This window comes from Mycobacterium sp. 852002-51152_SCH6134967 (genome assembly GCF_001667105.1).
GTDB lineage: Bacteria > Actinomycetota > Actinomycetes > Mycobacteriales > Mycobacteriaceae > Mycobacterium > Mycobacterium neumannii_A.
The window spans coordinates 45,863-67,428 of record NZ_LZIK01000071.1; the positions used below are offsets into that span (position 1 = coordinate 45,863).

Annotated in this window: 17 protein-coding genes and 1 pseudogene; 9 read left to right on the forward strand and 9 right to left on the reverse strand. The window is 67.6% G+C overall.

Annotation, left to right across the window (positions count from 1 at the left end; genetic code table 11):
* Window positions 1-68: 68 nt before the first annotated feature.
* The 4 genes and pseudogenes from A5790_RS24250 to lnt all read left to right on the forward strand — a co-directional run.
* Window positions 69-740, forward strand: a complete 672-nt coding sequence (locus tag A5790_RS24250) for an MBL fold metallo-hydrolase (RefSeq protein WP_066850165.1) — start codon at window positions 69-71, stop codon at window positions 738-740.
* Complete coding sequence (locus A5790_RS24255; protein WP_156656501.1) at window positions 734-1,594, forward strand: SDR family NAD(P)-dependent oxidoreductase; 861 nt, start codon at window positions 734-736, stop codon at window positions 1,592-1,594. The genes A5790_RS24250 and A5790_RS24255 overlap by 7 nt, the downstream gene beginning before the upstream one ends.
* A 94-nt stretch (window positions 1,595-1,688) precedes the next feature.
* On the forward strand, window positions 1,689-2,570 hold the full coding sequence (locus tag A5790_RS24260; RefSeq protein WP_066850167.1) for a fructose bisphosphate aldolase: 882 nt from the start codon (window positions 1,689-1,691) through the stop codon (window positions 2,568-2,570).
* Window positions 2,567-4,018 (forward strand): annotated as a pseudogene (lnt, locus tag A5790_RS24265) (apolipoprotein N-acyltransferase); the annotation flags it as partial. The gene A5790_RS24260 and the pseudogene lnt, both read left to right, overlap by 4 nt.
* Here lnt and A5790_RS26340 read toward each other — a convergent pair.
* Entirely contained in the window at window positions 3,972-4,412 is a 441-nt protein-coding gene (locus A5790_RS26340; protein WP_064395689.1) for a universal stress protein, read from the reverse strand. The pseudogene lnt and the gene A5790_RS26340 overlap by 47 nt on opposite strands.
* 257 nt (window positions 4,413-4,669) lie before the next feature.
* Between A5790_RS26340 and A5790_RS24275 the strand changes: the two genes are divergently transcribed.
* Window positions 4,670-6,211, forward strand: a complete 1,542-nt coding sequence (locus A5790_RS24275) for a glycosyltransferase family 39 protein (protein ID WP_066850170.1) — start codon at window positions 4,670-4,672, stop codon at window positions 6,209-6,211.
* A gap of 37 nt (window positions 6,212-6,248) precedes the next feature.
* Entirely contained in the window at window positions 6,249-6,908 is a 660-nt protein-coding gene (locus A5790_RS24280; protein ID WP_066850173.1) for a UdgX family uracil-DNA binding protein, read from the forward strand.
* A 90-nt stretch (window positions 6,909-6,998) separates the two neighbouring features.
* On the opposite strand, the gene A5790_RS24285 is transcribed toward A5790_RS24280, so the two are convergent.
* The 4 genes from A5790_RS24285 to uvrB all read right to left on the reverse strand — a co-directional run bounded on the left by A5790_RS24285 (window position 6,999) and on the right by uvrB (window position 11,969).
* Window positions 6,999-7,274, reverse strand: a complete 276-nt coding sequence (locus tag A5790_RS24285) for a hypothetical protein (RefSeq protein WP_066850175.1) — start codon at window positions 7,272-7,274, stop codon at window positions 6,999-7,001.
* Window positions 7,275-7,500: 226 nt separating this feature from the next.
* Window positions 7,501-8,913 (reverse strand): MFS transporter, encoded by a 1,413-nt coding sequence (locus tag A5790_RS24290; protein WP_066850454.1) that lies wholly within the window; start codon window positions 8,911-8,913, stop codon window positions 7,501-7,503.
* 47 nt (window positions 8,914-8,960) lie between these two features.
* Complete coding sequence (locus A5790_RS24295) at window positions 8,961-9,755, reverse strand: HPF/RaiA family ribosome-associated protein (protein WP_066850179.1); 795 nt, start codon at window positions 9,753-9,755, stop codon at window positions 8,961-8,963.
* 63 nt (window positions 9,756-9,818) lie between these two features.
* The gene (uvrB, locus tag A5790_RS24300; RefSeq protein ID WP_066850183.1) at window positions 9,819-11,969 is read right to left on the reverse strand and encodes an excinuclease ABC subunit UvrB; all 2,151 of its coding nucleotides are present in this window, start codon (window positions 11,967-11,969) and stop codon (window positions 9,819-9,821) included.
* A gap of 62 nt (window positions 11,970-12,031) precedes the next feature.
* Here uvrB and A5790_RS24305 point away from each other — a divergent pair, with 62 nt between their 5' ends.
* Together A5790_RS24305 and A5790_RS24310 are read left to right on the forward strand one after the other, a co-directional pair.
* Window positions 12,032-12,538: a DUF402 domain-containing protein gene (locus tag A5790_RS24305; protein ID WP_082961872.1), complete on the forward strand. Its 507-nt coding sequence runs from the start codon at window positions 12,032-12,034 to the stop codon at window positions 12,536-12,538.
* Window positions 12,539-12,739: 201 nt separating this feature from the next.
* Window positions 12,740-13,264, forward strand: a complete 525-nt coding sequence (locus A5790_RS24310) for a hypothetical protein (RefSeq protein ID WP_066850189.1) — start codon at window positions 12,740-12,742, stop codon at window positions 13,262-13,264.
* Window positions 13,265-13,268: 4 nt separating this feature from the next.
* On the opposite strand, the gene coaE is transcribed toward A5790_RS24310, so the two are convergent.
* Window positions 13,269-14,480, reverse strand: a complete 1,212-nt coding sequence (gene coaE / locus A5790_RS24315) for a dephospho-CoA kinase (protein WP_066850192.1) — start codon at window positions 14,478-14,480, stop codon at window positions 13,269-13,271.
* Window positions 14,481-14,553: 73 nt separating this feature from the next.
* Window positions 14,554-16,002 carry a 30S ribosomal protein S1 gene (rpsA, locus tag A5790_RS24320; protein ID WP_066850194.1) on the reverse strand — a complete coding sequence of 483 codons (1,449 nt, stop codon included), beginning with the start codon at window positions 16,000-16,002 and terminating at the stop codon, window positions 14,554-14,556.
* Window positions 16,003-16,193: 191 nt separating this feature from the next.
* Between rpsA and A5790_RS24325 the strand changes: the two genes are divergently transcribed.
* Window positions 16,194-17,360, forward strand: coding sequence for a PrsW family intramembrane metalloprotease (locus A5790_RS24325; protein WP_304441303.1), 1,167 nt, complete (start codon window positions 16,194-16,196; stop codon window positions 17,358-17,360).
* A gap of 5 nt (window positions 17,361-17,365) precedes the next feature.
* Here the strand turns inward: A5790_RS24325 and A5790_RS24330 are convergent, their stop codons facing one another.
* Both A5790_RS24330 and polA read right to left on the reverse strand, forming a co-directional pair.
* Window positions 17,366-18,601 carry a threonine/serine exporter ThrE family protein gene (locus A5790_RS24330; protein WP_066850198.1) on the reverse strand — a complete coding sequence of 412 codons (1,236 nt, stop codon included), beginning with the start codon at window positions 18,599-18,601 and terminating at the stop codon, window positions 17,366-17,368.
* 40 nt (window positions 18,602-18,641) lie between these two features.
* Complete coding sequence (polA, locus tag A5790_RS24335; RefSeq protein WP_197696885.1) at window positions 18,642-21,302, reverse strand: DNA polymerase I; 2,661 nt, start codon at window positions 21,300-21,302, stop codon at window positions 18,642-18,644.
* Window positions 21,303-21,566 lie beyond the last annotated feature (264 nt).

A 21,566-nucleotide genomic window follows, 5' to 3' on the forward strand; every position in this document is an offset into this window, starting at 1 on the left:
GAGATAGTTCAAAACCACTCTATGTGGACCCACCGACAAGCCCCAGACCAGCCGGATACCGTGAGGACATGACCGTCGTCGACGACAACTACACCGGCCACGTCGAACCAGGCACAGGGGCCCGGCGCACGCTTCCGAACGCCTCGATCGTCAAGGTCTCGGTCGGCCCGATGGACAACAACGCCTACCTGATCACGTGTTCCCGAACAGGCGAAACGCTTCTGATCGACGCCGCCAACGATGCGCCGACACTGCTTGAAGTGATCGAGAAGCACGCCCCGAAACTGTCGCTGATTGTGACGAGCCACCAGCACTTCGACCACTGGCAGGCGCTGGAAGAAGTGGCCAAGGTCACCGGGGTGCCGACGGCGGCGCACCAACTCGACGCCGACCCGCTGCCGGTCCGGCCCGATCGGCTCCTCGCCCACGGCGACACCGTCGACATCGGCGAGCTGTCCTTCGACGTCATCCACCTGCAGGGCCACACCCCCGGTTCGGTGGCGCTCGCGCTCGACGGCGCCGACGAGGCCACCCACCTGTTCACCGGCGACTGCCTGTTTCCCGGCGGTGTCGGCAAGACGTGGGAGGACGGGGCTTTCGACCAGTTGCTCGGCGACGTCACCCGCCGCGTGTTCGACGTTTACGACGACTCGACGGTTGTCTACCCGGGCCACGGCGACGACACCACGCTCGGCACGGAACGGCCGCATCTGGCCGAGTGGAAAGAACGCGGTTGGTAGACGCGCCGATCGCGGTCGTCACAGGTGCCAGCCGCGGCGCCGGACGCGGGATCGCGCACGCGCTGGGCAGCCAGGGCTGCACGGTGTATGTCACCGGGCGCACCGAGCGCGCAGGCGAGTCCGTGCTCGACGGCACGATCCACGAGACCGCCAAACTCGTCACGGCCGCAGGCGGCACCGGAATCGCCGTCCGCGTCGACCATGCCGACGACGAGCAGACGAGGGCCCTGTTCGAGCGGGTCGGACGGGACCAGGGCCGGCTGGACATCCTGGTGAACAACGCGGTGATCATCCGCGAGGAGATGATGGGCCGAACCCGGTTCTGGGAAGAGCCCGTCAACGGCATCGACACCCTCGAGGTCGGCCTGCGCAGCAGCTACGTCGCGACCGTGTACGCGGCCCCGCTGATGCTCGCGCAGCGGCGCGGGCTGGTGGTGTTCACCTCCGCGCCCGGTGCCGCCCACTACGTGTTCGGCCCGGCATACGGCGTTCACAAAGCGGGCACCGACAAGATGGCCGCCGACATGGCCGTCGACTTCAAGGACTTCGGCATCGCCACCGCCTCCATCTGGATGGGGGTGCTGCTGACCGAACGCTTCAAGAAGCTGGTCGCGAGCGCGCCCGACAAACTCGCCCACCTGCTCGACAACACCGAGACACCGGAGTTCACCGGGCATCTGATCTGGGCCCTGTACAACGACCCCCAGTTGATGGACAAGAGCGGCCAGACCTTCATCGGCGCGGAGTTGGCCGCGCAGTACGGCATCGACGACGCCGGAGGCCGCAGGCCGCCGTCGTACCGGGACCTGCACGGAATCCATCCGATCCGCCAATTCGATCGCGTCCTGCGGTGACCCGGGCGTGCGGCCCCCGGCGTTATTGAGCGGCCATCTGACGCTCGGCCGTGTGAACTTCGATAGATTGCCTGGTGACGAAGAAAGGGCAGACATGAACACCGATCAGTTGAAGAAGGCGCAGAGCGGCGCCGGGTTCATCGCGGCACTCGACCAGAGCGGCGGCAGCACCCCCAAGGCGCTGAAGCTCTACGGGATCGCCGAGGACGCCTACTCCGGCGACGACCAGATGTTCGACCTCGTGCACGAGATGCGCACCCGGATCATCACCAGCCCCGCCTTCGACGGCGACCGCATCATGGGCACCATCCTGTTCGAGCAGACGATGGACCGCGAGATCGAGGGCCGTCCGACCGCCGACTACCTGTGGAACGTCAAGAACATCGTTCCGTTCCTCAAGATCGACAAGGGTCTCAACGATGAGCAGGACGGCGCGCAGACGATGAAGCCGATGCCCGGCCTCGACGAACTGCTCGACCGCGCCGCGGCGAACGGGGTCTTCGGGACCAAGGAGCGTTCGGTCATCAAACTGCCCGGCTCCGGTCTGGACGCGGTCGTCGCCCAGCAGTTCGAGGTCGCCGAGCAGGTACTCGCCAAGGGCCTGGTGCCGATCATCGAGCCCGAGGTCGACATCAAGAGCGCGAAGAAGGCGGAGGCCGAGGAGCAGCTCAAGGCCGCGCTGCTCGACGGCGTTGGCAAGCTCGGCGACAAGAAGGTCATGCTCAAGCTCACGCTGCCCGACACCGACGACCTGTACAAGGATCTGGTCGAGCATCCGAACGTGCTGCGGGTCGTGGCGCTGTCCGGCGGCTACAGCCGCGACGAGGCGAACGAGAAGCTGTCGCGCAACATCGGTGTCATCGCGAGCTTCTCGCGCGCGCTGACCGAGGGCCTGACCGCCCAGCAGAGCGACGAAGAGTTCAACTCCACGCTCGACCAGGCGATCGCGAGCATCGCTAAAGCGTCGAGCACCTGATCTCGCTGCGGGGCTACGCGTCGGCGGTCCTCGCCGGCGCGTTCCCCGCGCTCGCGTTCCCGGCGCCTGCCCTATGGTGGCTGGCCTGGATCGGGCTGGTCCCGCTGCTGCTCGTGCTCCGAGCGGCGCCGACGGCTGGACAGTCCGCCGCGCGAGCCTGGTTGGCGATGGCGGCGTTCGTCGGCGCCACCCAATACTGGCTGTGGCCGAGCACCGGTCCCCCGCTGCTCGTGCTCGCCGCCGGACTCGGTGCGCTGTGGCTGCCCTTCGGGTGGGCGGCGCACCGCCTGCTCTCCGGCGACGTCAATGCCGTTCGGGCCGTCAGCGCCGTAGCGGTATTGCCCAGCCTGTGGGTGCTCGCGGAAGCGGTCCGATCGTGGGACCGGCTCGGCGGGCCATGGGCCGCCCTTGGCGCATCGCAGTGGAATCAACCCGCCACACTGGCGCCCGCCACGCTGGGCGGCGTGTGGCTCGTCAGCTTCCTGGTGGTGGCGGTCAACACCGCGGTTGTCGCGGCCCTGGTGCGGCGTTCGGCGGCGCCGGCGGTGCTTGCGGTGGTTCTTCTGGCGGTCGGTCCGGCCTGGTTCTGGTGGGGGCCGACACCCACGTCCGGCCCGACGGTCCGCGTCGCGCTCGTCCAACCGGGTGACGTCGCCGAATCTACGGCGCGACAGGCCGCGAGCGAGGCCCTGACCTCGGAGCTGGCCGGGCAACCACTCGACCTGGTCGTATGGGGTGAGAGCAGCGTGGGCGTGGACCTGGCGGCCCACCCGGAAGTCACCGCGCGGCTCGCCGCCCTTTCGCGGCGCGTCGGTGCGGACCTGCTGGTCAACGTCGACGCCCGGGCGGCATCGGGCGGCATCTACAAGTCGTCGGTGCTGGTCGGACCGGGCGGTGTGCAGGGCTCCTACGCGAAGACGCGCCTGGTCCCCTTCGGCGAATACGTGCCGCTGCGACCCCTGATCGGCTGGGCCACGTCGGACACCCAGGCCGCGGGCGAGGATCGCAGCCGCGGGGAAGGACCCGTCGTCCTGGACACCGACGTCGTCGCGATCGGACCGCTGATCAGCTTCGAGACGATGTTCTCCGACCTCGCGCGGGCAGCGGTCCGACGGGGAGCGGAGCTCCTCGTCTACCAGAGTTCGACGTCGTCATACCAAGGCAGTTGGGCGCAACCGCAGTTGGCGGCGATGCCCGCCGTACATGCGGTCGAAACGGGCCGTCCCGCGGTCCACGCCGCGTTGTCGGGGGTCAGTTCGGCGTTCGATGCCCGCGGCCGCCGGCTGGCATGGATGCCGGCCGCCGAGCGGGAGGTCACTGTCGTTGGCGTTCCGCTGGACGCGCGGACGACCCTTTACCAGCGGTGGGGCGACTGGACGATCGTGGCGGCGCTGGTGGTGGTTACGGCGTGGTGTGCACAATCAGCACATCGCTCTTGGAGCGGCGTGCGACGTTGGCGGGAACGGAACCGAGCAACCGGCCGGCGATCGTGGACAGGCCGACGTTACCGACGACCAGCAGATCTGCCTTGACCTCCTCGGCGAGTTCGACCAGCGCGTCGACGGGGGCGCCGACGATGGCCTTCTCCTCGACGTTCGTGGCACCGGCCTGGTGGGCGCGTTCCTTCGCCTCGCGCAGGATCGCGTAGATCGGCGCGTTGCCGGACATCTTGTAGCCCTCGTCCTTGAGCACGTCGGCCGCGCGCTGATCTTCGTTCTGGGGGAAGTACGCCGTGGCGATGACCAGCTTGGCGTCACCGGCGATCTGACCCGCTTTCTCGACCGCGCGCAACGACGAGTCCGATCCGTCCGTGCCAACCAAGACGGTCTGATAGGCGCTCATCCATATCCTCCCAGTTTCAGTTCGTTGCCACCCGGAACAGTAGCCGCTCAGGTGGCATTTGCCTGCGATTTCGTCCTACTTCGCACCCAACGTCACGCTGGACCGGCCCAGGTGACGCCGCCTACACCCGGCCGCGCGAAGCGATCGCCGGCGGCGTCGGTACCTCGGTCGTCGTGACTTTCATACCGCTTCGGCGAGCGCTGCGCGAGCGCGCACGCTAGCGTTTTGCCGTTCGCGGGAAGGGTGGGTAACAGGGCGTGGATCTGTCGCTGGGACCGCACCGCCTCGCGCGTCTCGACCCGTCGGGATCCCTTCGCGCCGGCCGGTTCGACGCCGCGCTGACGGCACTGTTCGCGGTCGCGGTGTCGGCGGCGGGTGCGGCTCGGCCGTCGCTGTGGTTTGACGAGGCGGCCACGATCTCGGCGTCGACGCGGTCGATCCCCCAACTCTGGGGCCTGCTGCACAACATCGACGCGGTGCACGGCCTGTACTACCTGCTGATGCACGGGTGGTTCGCGGTGTTTCCGGTCACCGAGTTCTACTCCAGGCTGTCGAGCTGCCTCGCGGTCGGGCTGGCGAGCGGCGGCCTCGTCGTCCTGGCGCGCCGCTTCGCCTCGCGGACGACGGCCGTATGTGCGGGCATCGTGTTGGCGATCCTGCCGCGCGTCACGTGGGCGGGTATCGAGGCGAGGTCCTATGCGCTGACCGTGGCCGCGGCGGTCTGGCTGACGGTGTTGTTGCTGCTCGCGGTCCGCCGCAACGCCGGATGGCTGTGGGTCTGCTACGGGCTGGCGCTGGTCGGGTCGTCGCTGCTGAACATCTTCGTCGTGCTGATGGTGCTCGTGCACGCCGTGACGCTGGCCGCGGTGGCGGCACCGCGAGCGGTCGCGCGCCGGTGGATCGTGACGGCCGCGGTGGCCATCGCGGTCCTGGCCCCGTTTCTGGCGTTCAGCAGGACGCAGGTCGCCCAGGTGCGGTGGATCTCGCCGCCGGGCTGGCACACGGTCGCAGAAGTGCTGCAGGAGCAGTACTTCGACCACAGCGTGGCGTTCGCGGTCACGGCCGGGCTGGTGCTGGCGCTGCTCGCGATGCGACGGTTCCGGCCGACGGATCGCGGCGTCCGGTCGCTGGTGGGGATCAGCGCTGCGTGGATCGTGCTTCCGACGGCAGTGCTGCTGATGTACTCCGTGTGGTGGGAGCCCGTGTACTACCCGCGCTATCTGAGCTACACCTCGCCGGCGATGGCGCTGCTGTTGGCGGTCGGCATCACCGCGGTCGCCAGAACGCGTGAGGCCGTCGCGGTGGTGCTGACGGTGCTGGCGGTGGCGGCGACCCCGAACTATCTGCTCGCACAACGAGGTCCTTACGCCAAGGAGGGCATGGACTTCAGCCAGGTGGCCGACGTCTTGACGGCGAACGCCTCCCCCGGCGACTGCCTGGTCCTCGACAACACCACCAACTGGGCGCCCGGCCCGATTCGCCCGTTGACGGCAGCGCGCCCCGAGGCGTACGCGGCCCTCGTCGACCCCGGCCGCGGTCGCCGCGCAGCGGATCGAAACCGCTTGTGGGACTTCCATCTTGGGATCTGGGGTGTGGCCGACCGGCTTCGGCCCTGCACCGTGTTGTGGACGGTGTCACAACGCGATGCCACCGTCCCGGATCGGGAGAGCGGGCGCGCGCTAGACCCGGGACCGCGTCTGCGCCGAGCGCCTGCGTACCGGGTGCCGCAGGCGATGGGCTTTCGGATCGTCGAGCGCTGGCAGTTCAGCTTCGCGCAGGTGGTCAAGTCGACCCGGTAGCGCGAGTGGCGGCTGTATAACCGGGTAACCGTTCCCCATGCCCGCAAGGCCAGCCCACACCGCGGCGGAGTTCGTACCCGAGACCCGCGAGCTCGATGCGCTCGCCGACGCCGCGCACGGTTGCAAGGGATGCGATCTGTACCTCGACGCAACGCAGGTCGTGTTCGGCGGCGGTTCCTCCAGCGCGGACATGATGCTGGTCGGCGAGCAGCCCGGCGATCAGGAGGACAAGGCCGGACAGCCGTTCGTCGGCCCGGCGGGCAAGCTGCTGGACAAGGCGCTGGTGCAGGCCGGTATCGACCGTGAACGGGTGTACGTGACCAATGCGGTCAAGCACTTCAAGTTCACACTGCCCGAACGCGGCAAGCGGCGGATCCACAAGACCCCGGGCCGCACGGAAGTCGTGGCATGCCGACCGTGGCTGCTGGCCGAGCTGGATGCCGTCAGACCCGAGGTGCTCGTGCTGATGGGTGCGACCGCCGCACAGTCGCTGCTGGGCAGCAAGTTTCGGCTGACCGCACACCGCGGCCAGGCGCTGGAACTCCCGGCGATCGAGGAGCTCGACGTCGCACCCGAAGTCGCCGTGACCGTGCATCCGTCATCCGTGCTGCGCGGGCCACCGCAGGATCGGGAGAAAGCCTTCGACGCGCTGGTGTCCGATCTGCGGTTCGCCGACGGCCTGCGTGCACGCGGCTGACTCTTATCGCGCCCAACGTGAGGTTGTGACCGAAGATTCGAGCTCAGTTCGACAACAAGCTCACGTTCGGCGCCGTTGGCGGCAATTCCGCTAGCAGGCGGCCGGCGGCACCCACATCGAGACGGCGGGAGGCACCCAGGCGCAGGGACCGCCGTAATGCGGACCGTAGTAGGCCGGGCCGTCCCAGCGCGGACCACGACGCTTGTCCCAGTCGTCCCAGTCATCCCACTTGTCGAGCTTCCAGGTCACGCCTGGTGTGCTGGTCACCGCTACCTCGGCGTTGGCGACACCCGCTCCGACGCCCAAGGCAGTGAACGCCAGTGCACCGACAAGTCCCGCTTGCACTCCGACCTTCTTTACGCTCACGACCAATCCCTCACTACTGCAATGAATTATCGGTTCCCACCCGCGTCGATCCTATACGCGCGATCCTCGTTCGACGATCCCGCCTGCGCCCGGCGTGGCTCACTTCGCAACAGCAAAGCCCGGCGCAAAGCCGTCCAGAGTGCGCTGAATTAGGCTGTCGCACAGTTCGGTTGGGAGACGTCAGTTTGCCAGCCGGAGGCGGTCTGGTGAGCTTTGGCGTCCTCGGCTAAAGCGGCTCACCACAGCGCGGCCGGCCGCTTCGCGTCGACGCGATCAAGCCCAGCGCGGCAAGCCCGGCGAATGCGGCGAGTAGCCACCGCGCCGGCGTCGCATCGCCGTTGTCGGTCATGTTCACCAGCACTCCGGCCAGCCCCGCGCCGAAGGCGCCGGAAATCAGCTGAACGGTGTTGATCGCCGCGGCCGCGGTGGGCCCCTCCGACGGGTCGTCCACCCGGCTCATCGCCCATGCCGACAGATGCGGCCACGCAATCCCGATCCCGGTGCCCGCCACGATCAGCGCGACCGCCCATACCGCTACCGCGGCGGGCGATGCGTCGTCGCGCATGGCCACCGCCGTGAGGGCGAGACCGGTGGCCATCACCGCCGGCGCGATGGCGACCGTGCGCTTGATCGCGCGCCGGTCGCTCATCGAGGCACTGCCGATCTCACCGACCGTCCAACCGAGCGCCAGGCCCGCCCCGAGAAAACCCGCCGAGACCGGTGTGAGATCGGCCAGTCGCTGACCGAACAGCGGGATGTACATGTCCGCCATCGTTGCGGCCATCAACACAGCGAGGGTCAGATAAATCCACTTCAGCGGCCCGCGCCCGAAAGCGCTGGGCGGCAACACCGCTGCGGGTTGGCGCCGATCGACGAACAAGAACACCGCCACCATGACGGCGCCCAAGCCCAGCAACGCGACCGTGAGCCACACATCGCGCGGGATACCGGCCGCGCTGACGGCCAACGCCGCACCACCCAACAACATCAACGACCACACGGGAATCGGTGTCCGCGGCGCATCGACGTCGGCGCCCGTGCGTCTGGGCAACGCCAGCGGGACCAATACACCGATGGCCACGGTCAGAATCGCCAGCGCACCGAAAGCCCAACGCCACGAACCATACTGGGAGAACAGACCCCCGGCGGCGGGACCCAGCAGCGTCCCGACGCCCCACATCGCCGACACCAACGCCGACGCCTTGGTCCACAACCACTCGGGCAACGCCGTATTGATCACCGCATAGCCCAACCCGGCCAGCAGCCCGCCCGCCAGCCCCTGCACCGTGCGCCCCACGAGCAGGGCTTCCATCGTGGGCGCCGCGGCGCAGGCCAGGCTGCCCAGACCGAATACGCTGAGCGCCCCCAGATACGACACCCGCGGCCCGAAACGCATCAACGTCGAGTGCACCGTGGTCGCCGCGACCACCGAAGCGACCAGATACACCGTCGTCACCCATGCGTACAGCCGGTAACCGCCGATGTCGGCCACCGCGCTGGGCATCAGGCTGATGGTGAGGAACTCGTTGGTGGCATACAGCGCGACGCCGCCGGCCAGGACGGTGCTGGCGCCGAGGTACTTCGGCCCCAACAGGTCGCGCCAGCGTCCCGCAGGGGTCGTCGGCGCGGTGTCGGTCACGCCGGACACGCTACGAGCTCAACCGTCGTTCAGGTCAAGCGGCGACCTCAGTCGGCAGGAGTGATGAGCCCGTAGTGGCCGTCGTAGCGGTGGTAAAGCACGGCTGCACGACCTTGCGCCGCGTGGATGAAGAACATGAACGGCAGCCCGAGCATGCCCATCCGCTCGGCGGCCTGCTCGACGGTGTGGCATGGCGGCGGGTGGGGGCTGATCGTCAGCGGCAGTTCAAACGGTGCCAGTTCGTCTTCCGAAGCCGGTTGCACCTGCGCCAGCCGGTATTCGGACGGACCGCTCCTGTAGAGGACGCTCGCCATCTGAGTGCGCTCCTCGGTGAACAGGTGGAAGTCGTAGTCGAGCAGGTTCATCTCCATCGCCGCCTCGTCCACCGTGCACGGCGCCAGGGTGAACGACTTGCGCCGCACAATTTGGCGCTCCTCGGGCGGAAGGGCAAGGCGGTTGGGTTGCTGCGCGGATTCGTCGGTGTCCTGCGGAGCTCGCACCGTTCGGCCGTCGCGGCGAGCCTGCCAGTGCTCGGCGGCACGCCGGAGCTGGCTTCGAAGGCGCTCCCCGAGGCGGTCGATCGCATCGCGCGCGGTGTCGCCCGAAGCCTGAGCGCGGACCAGTCGGCCGTCGACGTCGAGATTGGCTTGCGCGATGACCGGACGTTCCAGTTCCGGGTCGCCATGGCGCGTCAGCTTCACGTGGGCATGTGTCAACGGTCGGTGCGCGAACCGGCTGACGTCGTCGATCTTGCTCCGCGCGTAGTCGGCCGCGCCGGGAAGATCACCGCGCGTCGTCACGTCGACGTGGACTGGCGATTCGATATCGGTTCTGTCACTCATACTTTCGTTTGTACGCGAGGCGACCGGCCGGGACTAGGGCCGAAGGTCCCGACGGGGTCCGTCCTACTTCAAACCCGCGGCGTCCATGCCGCGCAGTTCCTTCTTCAGGTCGTGGATCTCGTCGCGGATGCGCGCGGCCAACTCGAACTGCAGATCCCGCGCTGCGGCCATCATCTGTTCGGTCAGGTCCCTGATCAGATCGGCCAACTCGGCTCGCGGCATGTTCGAGGTGTCACGGCCCTCGATGATGCCTGCGCTGACCGCCCGCCCGGGCTCGCCCTGCGCCCTGCGGCCGCGCGACGCGTTCCGTCCCGAACCGCCCACTTCGACGTCGTCGGCTTCGCGGTACACCTGGTCGAGAATGTCGGCGATCTTTTTGCGCAACGGTTTCGGATCGATGCCGTGGGCCTCGTTGTAGGCGATCTGCTTGGCACGCCGGCGCTCGGTCTCGTCGATGGCTTCCCGCATCGAATCGGTGATGTTGTCGGCGTACATGTGCACCTCGCCCGACACGTTGCGGGCGGCGCGGCCGATGGTCTGGATCAGGCTGCGGGTCGACCGCAGGAACCCCTCCTTGTCCGCGTCGAGGATCGCGACCAGCGACACCTCCGGCAGGTCGAGACCCTCGCGCAGCAGGTTGATGCCGACCAGCACGTCGTAGTCGCCGAGGCGCAGTTGGCGCAGCAATTCGACGCGACGCAGCGTGTCCACCTCGGAGTGCAGGTAGCGAACCCTGATCCCCATCTCGAGCAGGTAGTCGGTCAGGTCCTCGGCCATCTTCTTGGTCAGCGTGGTCACGAGCACCCGCTCGTCGCGCTCGGTGCGCGTGCGGATCTCCCCGATCAGGTCATCGATCTGCCCCTTCGTCGGCTTCACGACCACCTTGGGATCCACCAAACCCGTCGGACGGATGACCTGTTCGACGAACTCACCGCCGGACTGGCTGAGCTCGTACGGTCCCGGCGTCGCCGACAGGTACACGGTCTGCCCGATGCGGTCGGCGAACTCCTCCCAGGTGAGCGGGCGGTTGTCGACGGCCGAGGGCAACCGGAAGCCGAAGTCGACCAGGTTTCGCTTACGCGACATGTCGCCTTCGTACATGCCGCCGATCTGCGGCACCGTCACGTGTGACTCGTCGATGACCAGCATGAAGTCTTCGGGGAAGTAGTCCAGCAGCGTGGCGGGCGCGGAACCGGCGGGCCTGGCGTCGATGTGACGCGAGTAGTTCTCGATACCCGAGCAGAAGCCGACCTGGCGCATCATCTCGATGTCGTAGTTGGTGCGCATCCGCAGCCGCTGCGCCTCCAGCAGCTTGCCCTGGCCCTCGAGCTCGGCCAGCCGCTCCTCGAGTTCCTGTTCGATGGTCGAGATCGCGTGCGCCATGCGCTCCGGGCCCGCGACGTAGTGGGTGGCCGGGAAGATCCGCAGCGAGTCGACCTTGCGGACGACGTCTCCTGTCAACGGGTGCAGGTAGTACAGCTCTTCGATCTCGTCGCCGAAGAACTCGATGCGGACCGCCAACTCCTCGTAGGACGGGATGATCTCGACGGTGTCTCCGCGCACGCGGAACGAGCCGCGGGTGAACGCCATGTCGTTGCGGGTGTACTGCACGTCGACGAGCAGCCGTAGCAGCGCGTCGCGCGGCACCTCGTCACCGATCTTGAGTTCGACGCTGCGGTCCAGGTAGGACTGCGGTGTGCCCAGGCCGTAGATGCAGGACACCGAGGCGACCACGACCACGTCGCGGCGGGACAGCAGGCTCGAGGTCGCCGAGTGGCGCAGCCGCTCGACGTCGTCGTTGATCGAGCTGTCCTTCTCGATGTAGGTGTCCGTCTGGGCGATGTACGCCTCGGGCTGGTAGTAGTCGTAGTACGAGACGAAGTACTCGACGGCGTTGTGCGGCAACATCTCCCGCAGTTCGTTCGCCATCTGCGCGGCAAGCGTCTTGTTCGGTTCCATCACCAGCGTCGGCCGCTGGACCCGCTCGATGAGCCACGCCGTCGTCGCCGACTTACCGGTGCCCGTTGCGCCCAGCAGCACCACATCGTGCTCGCCCGCCTTGATCCGGCGCTCCAGCTCGTCGATGGCGGCCGGCTGGTCGCCCGCCGGCGAATAGGGGCTGACCACCTCGAAGCGGTTGCCCGTGCGCACGATCGCATCGACGGGGCGGTACTCGGAGTGCGCGAGCACGGGGTGTTCAGTAGCGAAAGCCATAATCACTCAGGGTAAGCGCGTACTCCGACAAGTTCATTCCCGCTGCGGCCTATCCTGTTGTCATCCACGCTCCCAAACACGAGACGTTCGACCTCGTCGCCCGCACCAACACCGACCCGAAGGGCATCGTGCGGGCGGTCGACATCTACACGGTCCAGCCTTGGGGCCTCTACATGGCCCGTCCGACCCCGGGCCGGGCGCAGTTCCACTATCTGGAGTCCTGGCTGCTGCCTTCGCTGCGGCTGCGCGCGACGGTGTTCCACTTCAACGCAGGTCACGAGCTCGACCAGGACTACTACCTGGATGTGGGCCACTACACACCGGGCTCGAAGGTCTGGCACGCCGAAGACCACTACCTCGACCTGGCGGTTCGCACCGGCCGGGGCGTCGAACTCCACGACGTCGACGAACTGCTCACCGCGGTCCGGCACAACCTGCTGGCGCCCGAGACCGTAGAACAGGCGGTCCAGACCGCGGCGGCCGCGATCGACGGGCTGGCCAGGCACGACTACGACCTCAACCGGTGGCTTGGCGGTCTGGGCATGCCGCTCACCTGGCGCGACGAGTAGTCATGCCCGAACCACCCGACGTCGAGGGCTTCCGCAGGGAGCTGGCTGGCGCCTGAGCTGCCGGGGCGTCGCATCCGCCGCGTCGACGTGCGCGACGCGGAATGGCTTCGGGTAACGAACCACCTGCAGTTACCGATCTTGATGTCGATGGCTACCGCTACGAATTTGTCTGCCCAGGTACGGCCGGTATTCTCTCGTCGCATGTCCCCCACAACACGCATCCGGACCGCTGGCGCGACGGCCGCGGCGATGCTCGTGGGCTCGGTTCTGTTCCCGGGTGGCGCCGCGGCCCAACCGAGCGCCGAGACCGAGGCGCAGCCGGCGCCCGAAGTTCTGCACAACGTCATCTACCGAGCGCGTGCGGACGGTACCTCCCGCGGCGCGGTCGTCGCGTACAAGATGGACGACCACAACGTCAACAGCGCGCAGCCCACGCTGCTACCCGGTCAGACGTTCGAGGTGAACGCGGTGCTGGCCGACCCCCAACTGGCCGGCATGGAGATCTCCATCGAATGGCCCTACGGCTCCAACCTGCACTGCGAGATCCTCGTCGACGACCAGATCGTGGCCAAGGCCGACCAGTTCATCGCGCCGCGCCTGCTGCGGCCCAAGGACGACCCGATGTACGGGGTGCTGCAATGCGGTGCCCCGCTGAACCTGCCGACCGACGGGGCCGCCACCGCACCGACACCCGACGTCAGCACACCGTTGCCTCCCGAGGCTTAACGCCTCACGGCCGCCACCCGGTGGTGTCGGCCCACTCCCACGCACGCCGGTAGGCATCGAGGAACCAGGGCTCCTTCGCGTCGGCATAGGCGCCCGTGTGTACATGCCCCTCCTCGGCGACGCGCCGCTTCAACGCGACGTAGTCGGCCTGGACGCCGGGATTGGCACGCATCCAGTCCACGAACAGCAACGCGAACTGCTGGCCCGGCCATCCGTCGACGCGGATGTGAACGTTGGTCGGCCGCCCCGGATCGGCTGAGCAGTGAATGCGCTTGTGCCACAACGCATCATCGTTCGAATGATCGAACTCGGCGACCGTGCTGCGGGCATCCGGCTTGGCGACGTCGGCGGTGGCCTGTCCGCGCACGTAACCCGCGCCGGTCAGCGCGTCGTCCAGTTCGTCGGCATCCGCGAGCGAGGCGACCGTCACCTGGACGTCGATCACGTCCTTGGCGTCCATCCCCGGCACCGCCGTGGAGCCGACGTGGTCGACGCGGACGGCGCGGTGCCCGCATGCGGTGTTGAGCCGAGCCACGATGCGCCGCGCCTGATCGGGCCACGTCGGGTCGAATGGCACCAGGACGGGCTTGGAGTGTGCCGGCTGCTTTTCATGCAGGTTGTGGGCGAACGGCAGGATCCGCTCGTGCCACAGCGCGCGGGCCTGCTCGACCAGTTCACCCGCGGTGCCCGAGTTGTCGAGCCAGACGTCGGCGACGGCGCGGCGCTGCTCCTCGGTGGCCTGCGCGGCGATCCGCGCCCGGGCGTCCTCTTCGGTGAAGCCGCGGTACTCGAGCAGGCGCTTCACTCGCACCTCTTCGTCGGCGTGGACGATGACCACCAATGGAAACATCGGAGCCATACCGGATTCGACGAGCAGCGGGATGTCCTCGATGATCACGGCGTCGTCGGCCGCGGCCGCGATGAGCTCGGACCGGCGGTGGGCCACCAGCGGATGCACGATCCCGTTGAGGGTTTGACGCTTCTGTTCGTCGCTGAACGCGATCGCTGCCAGCGCGGGACGGTTCAAGGCGCCGTCCTCGTGCAGGATCTCCCTGCCGAACGCGTCGACGAGCTTGGCCAACCCTTCCGTCCCCGGTTCGACGACCTCGCGGGCGATCACGTCACCGTCGACGACGATTCCGCCCAGATCGCTAAAAGTCGAAGACACCGTCGATTTTCCGGCGCCGATACCGCCGGACAGCCCAATGCGCAGCACCGCACCAGTCTGTCAGGGCCGCTCGACGACGAAGGCCCCGGCTCGGTGAGCCGGGGCCTTCAGTCGTTACGAGTTAGGCGTTGCCTGCGAGCTTCTCACGCAGCGCCGCGAGTTGGGCGTCGCTGGCCAGCGAGCCGCCTGCCGACTGCTCCTCGCCGCGCGAGGCGCCGTTGGACCTGGAACCGGACGCCTCAACAGCTTCTGCTTCAGCAGCGGCGAACTTCTCCATCTGCGCGGTGTGCATCTTGTGCCGGCGCTCGGCCTCGGCGTAGCGGGACTCCCACTCCTCACGCTGCTTCTCGAAACCCTCGAGCCATTCGTTGGTCTCGGAGTCGAAGCCCTCCGGGAAGATGTAGTTGCCCTGCTCGTCGTAGCTGTCGGCCATGCCGTACTTGCTGGGGTCGAACTCCTCGGTGTAGTCCTCGTTGGCCTGCTTGAGGCTCAGCGAGATACGGCGTCGCTCCAGGTCGATGTCGATGACCTTGACCATCGCGTCGTCGCCGACCTGCACCACCTGATCCGGGACCTCGACGTGGCGCTCAGACAGCTCGGAGATGTGCACCAGGCCCTCGATGCCCTCCTCGACGCGGACGAACGCACCGAATGGCACCAGCTTGGTGACCTTGCCCGGCACGATCTGGCCGATCGCATGGGTGCGGGCGAAGTGGCGCCACGGGTCTTCCTGAGTCGCCTTGAGCGACAACGAAACCCGCTCGCGGTCCATGTCGACGTCGAGCACCTCGACGGTGACCTCGTCGCCCACCTGAACCACCTCGGACGGGTGGTCGATGTGCTTCCAGGACAGCTCGGAAACGTGCACCAGGCCGTCGACGCCGCCGAGGTCGACGAACGCACCGAAGTTGACGATGCTGCTGACGACGCCCTTGCGGATCGCGCCCTTCTGCAGCTGGTTGAGGAACTCGCTGCGGACCTCGGACTGGGTCTGCTCCAGCCATGCGCGGCGGCTCAGCACGACGTTGTTGCGGTTCTTGTCGAGCTCGATGATCTTGGCCTCGATCTCCTTGCCGATGTACGGCTGCAGATCGCGGACGCGACGCATCTCGACCAGCGACGCGGGCAGGAAGCCGCGCAGGCCGATGTCGAGGATCAGGCCGCCCTTGACGACCTCGATGACGGTGCCCTTGACGGCCTCGTCCTTCTCCTTGAGCTCTTCGATGGTGCCCCAGGCCCGCTCGTACTGAGCGCGCTTCTTGGACAGGATCAGACGGCCTTCTTTGTCCTCCTTGGTGAGGACCAGGGCTTCGACCTCATCGCCCACGGAAACGACCTCGTTGGGGTCGACGTCGTGCTTGATGGAAAGTTCTCGGGACGGGATGACGCCTTCGGTCTTGTAACCGATGTCGAGCAGGACTTCGTCCCGGTCGACCTTGACGATGGTTCCCTCGACGATGTCGCCATCGTTGAAGTACTTGATGGTCTTGTCGATGGCGGCGAGAAAGTCCTCGCTCGAGCCGATGTCGTTGACGGCTACTTGCGGCGAGGTGACGGAGGGACTTGGCATGTGGTGGGTTGCTCCGGACAGGTTTGATCGTAGGGACTTAGGACATTCGAGTTATTGGCTCGGCGCGGGCGCCGACATCGTGCTCTGCACCCGCCGCGGAAGATGACGAAAACCACAGACAGGTACCCGTAGAGGCTACTCGACTGGGCACATGCTGGACAAACTCGGTCCCCACCGGCCGCTAGTCTGCTCTGGTGTCACATCCCGGCGCCCCGCATCACCCCTGGCTGCCTGCCCCGCCGTTTCAACGCAAGGTCCGCAAGGTCGGGGCGCCGCTGGCGGTGCTCATCCTGCTCGCCACCGTGGTCGGGCTCATCATCATCGGGCTGACGGCGCTGAACCCTGTCGGGGCCGGGATCGGGCTGGTGCTGTCGAGCCTGGCCATGGTGGTCGTGGTCCTGGCATACGTGTGGCTCGACCGCTTCGAGCCCGAACCGCCGCGTCTGTTGGCCTTCGCGTTCCTGTGGGGCGCCTCGGTCGCGGTGGTGTTGTCGGTGATTCTCGGCCTCTACCTCGAGTCGTTGATCGTGACGGGTGACTCCGACGGGGTCAGCGCGGTCTCGGTGGTGGTCATCGCCCCGGTCATCGAGGAAGCGGCAAAAGGCGCGTTCCTGCTGGTCATGATGACCGGCCGGCGTCGGCGCGAGCTGAACTCCCTGACCGACTGCCTGGTCTACGCGGGGTTGGTCGGCGCGGGATTCGCCTGGCTGGAGGACATCCTCTACATCGCCAGCGGAGAATCACTCGGAGACTCGCTGCTGACAGCCGCGCTACGACTGGTCATGGCACCGTTCGCGCATTCGCTGTTCACCACGTTCTTCGGGATCGGCGTCTACTTCGCTCTGCACCGCCGCGACGTATCCGCCAAGGCCGGCGCCGTTCTGCTGGGCTACCTGGCGGCGGTCTTCACCCACGCACTGTGGAACGGTTCGTCGCTGCTGGGCGTCGAGTGGTATCTCGGGGTGTATTTGTACTGGATGATGCCGCTGTTCGCGCTGGCGATCGTCCTGGGCGTGCAGAGTCGCCGTCGCGAGCAGGCGATCGTCGCCAGCAAGCTGCCCGGCATGGTGCAGGCCGGTCTCGTCACACCCGCCGAGGCCGCCTGGCTGGGCTCGCTACGGCACCGCAAGCTGGCGCTCGCCCAGGCCGCGCGCCAGGGAGGGCGCCCCGCCCGCAACGCGGTCAAACGGTTCGCCGGCCAGGTCGTCGAGTTGGCGTTCGTGCGAGACCGCATCGATCGCGGGTTCAGCGATCCGCGCGTGCAGGCGATGCTGGTCGAGGAGACCTACGCGCTCTACGCCGCCCGCGCGGCTGCGCCGGTGCTGCAGGCGATGGCCGGCTATCGCGGCGGGCGCTGACCGGCTCACCGCCTGCGCAGCAGCCAGCCGCCGGGGCGCCGGAACGCTTGCCACAACACCAGGCCCGCCTGCAGGCCGAGCGCGACCGAGATCATCGAGATGAATGTGACGCCCAGCGCGGAGTCACCGTCGGCGCCGAACAATTCGGCGATTCCGATCAAACCCATCGAGCCTGGGACCAGGAGCCAGAAGCCGGGCAGAATCAGGGTGAGCGCCGGCGGCGCTCCTCGGCGTCGGCTCAACAGCAGTGCACCCACGGTCAGCACCACGCCGCCACAAAAGCCGCTCGCGTAGCTGCCCAGCACCAAATCGCCGACGTACTGAGCAGTGAAGGCGGCGTAGGAGACCACCAGCAGCCACGGCAGAAACGACGTCGGCGGCCCGAGAAACAGCATGACGCCGACGGCGTAGACCGCGACCCCCAGCCAGGGGGCCCACGGCCCCAGTTTGTTCAACGGCTCGGCGCTCAGATGCGATACGTCCTCGCCGAGCAGCTGGGCGGCGATGAGGATTCCGAACGCCAACTGGGCCAATTGCGCGAACCCGGCCACCAGCCGACTGGAACCCGACACCGCGTCTCGGGCGGTGACCTCGATGACCGCCAGAGTGATCGCGGCGCCGGGCAGGAACATCGCCAGCGGGGGGATCAGTGCGCGCAGCCCGATGTGGTCGAGCCCGAGGTACTCGGCGACGGCGATACTCACCGCGGCCACGGAGAAAGCGCTGACAACCGGCAGAAGCTGGGCGAGCACACCGAAGCGCTGCCCCACCATGGCGAAAATCCCGACCATCAGACCGAGCGCGGTGGCGCCGAGCAGGTTCAGCGGCGTGGGCTCGAGCACCAGACCCAGACCGGCGCTCCACACTCCATATCCCAGTACGGTCAACCACGGCCGGAACCGGGGCCGCAAGGCCAGGATGCGGTCGAGTTCGGTGTCTCCCCCCGCGGGATCGATCGCGCCGCGCATGGCGTCGGAAACCAAGCGCGCCAACGGGAAAGCTTGGTCGAAACGCACATCGCGATCCAGATGGGCCGACTTCACGATCGTTCCCGAGCCGGTCGCCGGGCCGACGACCTGCACGGTGTTGGGTAGCACGATCACTTCGTTGGGAACGCCGTAAGCGGCGGAGGCGCGGCCCAGCATCTGCCGGATCAAGGTCACCGGGTAATTCGCCGCGGCCATGGCCGCACCCAGTCGGGCCAGGAACCGGATTTCGTCGTCTGTGGTCTTGCTGTCCATCACACGCGCCCGTGTCGGACCGTACCCGACGACCGGCTCGCTAGTGGGCTGCGGCGTCCCAGCTGCGCCCGTAACCGACGCTGACCTCCAGCGGCACGTCCAGCGGGTAGGCGTTGCCCATCTGCTCGCGGACCAGCGCCTCGACCGCCTCGCGCTCCCCGTCGGCGACCTCGAACAGCAGCTCATCGTGCACCTGCAGCAGCATCCGCGACTTCAGCCCCGCTTCTTTGAGCGCCGTGTCGACGTTGATCATCGCCACCTTGATGATGTCGGCGGCGCTGCCCTGGATCGGCGCGTTGAGCGCGGCACGCTCGGCGGCCTCGCGCACGTTGCGGTTGCTGCTGTCCAATTCCGGCAGATAACGCCGCCTGCCGAACACCGTCGACGTGTAGCCGTCCTTGCGCGCCTGGTCCACCACGTTGCGCAGGTAGTCGCGCACCCCGCCGAAGCGGTCGAAGTACTGCTCCATCTGGACCTTGGCTTCTTCGGTGGAGATCTTGAGCTGGGCGGCCAGCCCGTAGGCGCTCAGCCCGTAGGCCAGCCCGTACGACATCGCCTTGACTCGGCGCCGGAGTTCGGCGTTGACCTCGTCGATCGGCACCGAGAACGCCCGTGATGCGACGAAGGAGTGGAGGTCCTCGCCGGTGTTGAAAGCTTCGATGAGGCCCTCGTCCTTGGACAGGTGGGCCATGATGCGCATCTCGATCTGGCTGTAGTCCGCGGTCATCAGCTCCGCATAACCCTTGCCCACCACGAAGGCGTCGCGGATTCGGCGGCCGGCGTCGGTGCGGATCGGGATGTTCTGCAGATTCGGCTCGGTCGACGACAACCGCCCGGTCGCCGCGATGGTCTGGTTGAAGGTGGTGTGAATGCGGCCGTCGGAGGCCACCGAATTGAGCAGCCCGTCGACGGTGACCTTCAGCCGGGTCGCATCGCGGTGGGTCAGCAAATGTTGCAGGAACGGGTGGCCGGTCTTGTCGAACAGGGATTGCAGCGCGTCCGCGTCGGTGGTGTACCCGGTCTTGGTGCGCTTGGTCTTGGGCATCTCGAGTTCGTCGAACAGCACCACTTGCAGCTGTTTCGGCGAGCCGAGGTTGATCTGCTTGCCGATCACCGCGTAGGCAGCCTCGGCCGCGTCGCGGATGTGGTCGGCGAACTCGCTCTGCAGCTGCCCCAGTTGCTCGAGGTCCACCGCGATGCCCGCGGTCTCCATCTCGGCCAGCACCCGCTGCACGGGCAACTCCATGTTGCTGAGCAGAGCCAGCGAGTCGATGCGGGCGAGTTCCTCGTCGAGCGCGTCGGCAAGGTCCATCACCGCGCTGGCCCGCAGGATCACGGTCTGCACGGCCTGGTCATCGACGCCGTCATTGTCGTCGAGCAGCGAAAGTTGTTGTTGCTCTGGGTTTTCGGCGCGTAGCTCGCGCTTGAGGTAACGCAACGAGAGGTCGTCGAGCGCGAAGCTTCGCTGGCCTGGCCGGACCAGGTACGCGGCGAGCGCGGTGTCCGACGTGACGCCGGCGAGCTTCCAGCCTCTGCCTTCGAGGTCGTGCATCGCCAGTTTGGCCTCGTGCAGCGCTTTGGGCGGTCCAGGGTCGGCCAGCCACGACGCGAGGGCGGCCTCGTCGTCGTCGGTCAGCGCGGCGGTGTCGATGTAGCGCCCGTCGCCGTCGGCGGCGACGATCGCGAGCGCGGTCGCGTCCGCGTCGTAGGCCAGGTGCGTGCCGACGACCGCCATGCCGAACCGCTTGCCCGAGCTGTGCTCGGCCAGCCACGCGGCCAGCTCGCCCGCTTCCAGCGCCCCGCCGCGCACGTCGAAGCCCTGGTCGACCTCGGGATCGGCCGAGGCCAGGGTGTCGAACAGCCGATCGCGCAGAACGCGGAACTCCAGGTCGTCGAACAGCCGGTGGATCTGGTCGCGGTCCCACGGCTGCATGCGCAGGGTGTCGGGGGTCTGCGGCAGCGGGACGTCCCTGACCAGATCGGTCAGTTCCCGGTTGAGCACGACGCTGGACAGGTTGGCCCGTAACGCGTCGCCGACCTTTCCCTTGACGGTGTCGACGTTGTCGACCAACGCCTGCAGCGAACCGAACTCCGCGATCCACTTGGTCGCCGTCTTCTCACCGACGCCGGGGATGCCGGGCAGGTTGTCGCTGGGGTCGCCGCGCAGCGCCGCGAAGTCCGGGTACTGCTGCGGGGTCAAGCCGTACTTGTCCAGCACCGCGTCCGGGGTGAACCGGGTGAGCTCGCTGACGCCCTTGCGGGGGTACAGCACTGTGACGTCATCGCTGACCAACTGCAGCGAGTCGCGGTCTCCGGAGACCACCAGCACCCGGTAACCGCCCTGCTCGGCCTGCGTGGCCAGTGTGGCGATGATGTCGTCGGCCTCGAAGCCCGGTTCGGCGAGCACGGTGATGCCCAGCGCGCCGAGCACCTCCTTGGTGATGTCGATCTGGCCGCGGAACTCATCGGGCGTCGACGAGCGGCCGGCCTTGTACTCGGGGTACTTGTCCACGCGAAACGTCTGCCGCGACACGTCGAACGCGGCGGCGATGTGGCTGGGCTGCTCGTCGCGCAGCAGGTTGATCAACATGGCGGTGAAGCCGTACACCGCATTGGTGGTGAGCCCGCCCTGGGTCTTGAAGTTCTCGGCGGGCAGTGCGTAGAACGCCCGGTATGCCAGGGAATTGCCGTCGAGCAACATCAATGTCGGCTTCTGGTCCGTCGGCTGGGACGCCGCCTTCTTGGCGGTGGCGGTGGTGGCAGGGCTCACGGCCCTAACTCTAGGCACCGCCGCCGACATCGAGGCCACCGCCGCGGCGACCGACGTGGCCCGCGGACGTGGCCCGTGGATGTGCGGTTTCATCCGCGACTCGCCGGCGCGGTCGGATGAATTCGCACGCTCACGACGGTCAGACCCATGTCCCACTGAACTGGAACACGTTTCAGTTCTGCCGCTCCACTCGGT

What these genes read in the sequence shown, in the direction of transcription:
- A5790_RS24330 (WP_066850198.1), bottom strand. Translation starts at nt 18,601, where the DNA reads ATGGACAGCAAGACCACAGACGACGAAATCCGGTTCCTGGCCCGACTG.
- A5790_RS24260 (WP_066850167.1), top strand. Translation starts at nt 1,689, where the DNA reads ATGAACACCGATCAGTTGAAGAAGGCGCAGAGCGGCGCCGGGTTCATC.
- A5790_RS24295 (WP_066850179.1), bottom strand. Translation starts at nt 9,755, where the DNA reads ATGAGTGACAGAACCGATATCGAATCGCCAGTCCACGTCGACGTGACG.
- A5790_RS24280 (WP_066850173.1), top strand. Translation starts at nt 6,249, where the DNA reads ATGCCCGCAAGGCCAGCCCACACCGCGGCGGAGTTCGTACCCGAGACC.
- A5790_RS24310 (WP_066850189.1), top strand. Translation starts at nt 12,740, where the DNA reads ATGTCCCCCACAACACGCATCCGGACCGCTGGCGCGACGGCCGCGGCG.
- rpsA (WP_066850194.1), bottom strand. Translation starts at nt 16,002, where the DNA reads ATGCCAAGTCCCTCCGTCACCTCGCCGCAAGTAGCCGTCAACGACATC.
- polA (WP_197696885.1), bottom strand. Translation starts at nt 21,302, where the DNA reads ATGTTGCTCGACGGCAATTCCCTGGCATACCGGGCGTTCTACGCACTG.
- A5790_RS24250 (WP_066850165.1), top strand. Translation starts at nt 69, where the DNA reads ATGACCGTCGTCGACGACAACTACACCGGCCACGTCGAACCAGGCACA.
- A5790_RS26340 (WP_064395689.1), bottom strand. Translation starts at nt 4,412, where the DNA reads ATGAGCGCCTATCAGACCGTCTTGGTTGGCACGGACGGATCGGACTCG.
- uvrB (WP_066850183.1), bottom strand. Translation starts at nt 11,969, where the DNA reads ATGGCTTTCGCTACTGAACACCCCGTGCTCGCGCACTCCGAGTACCGC.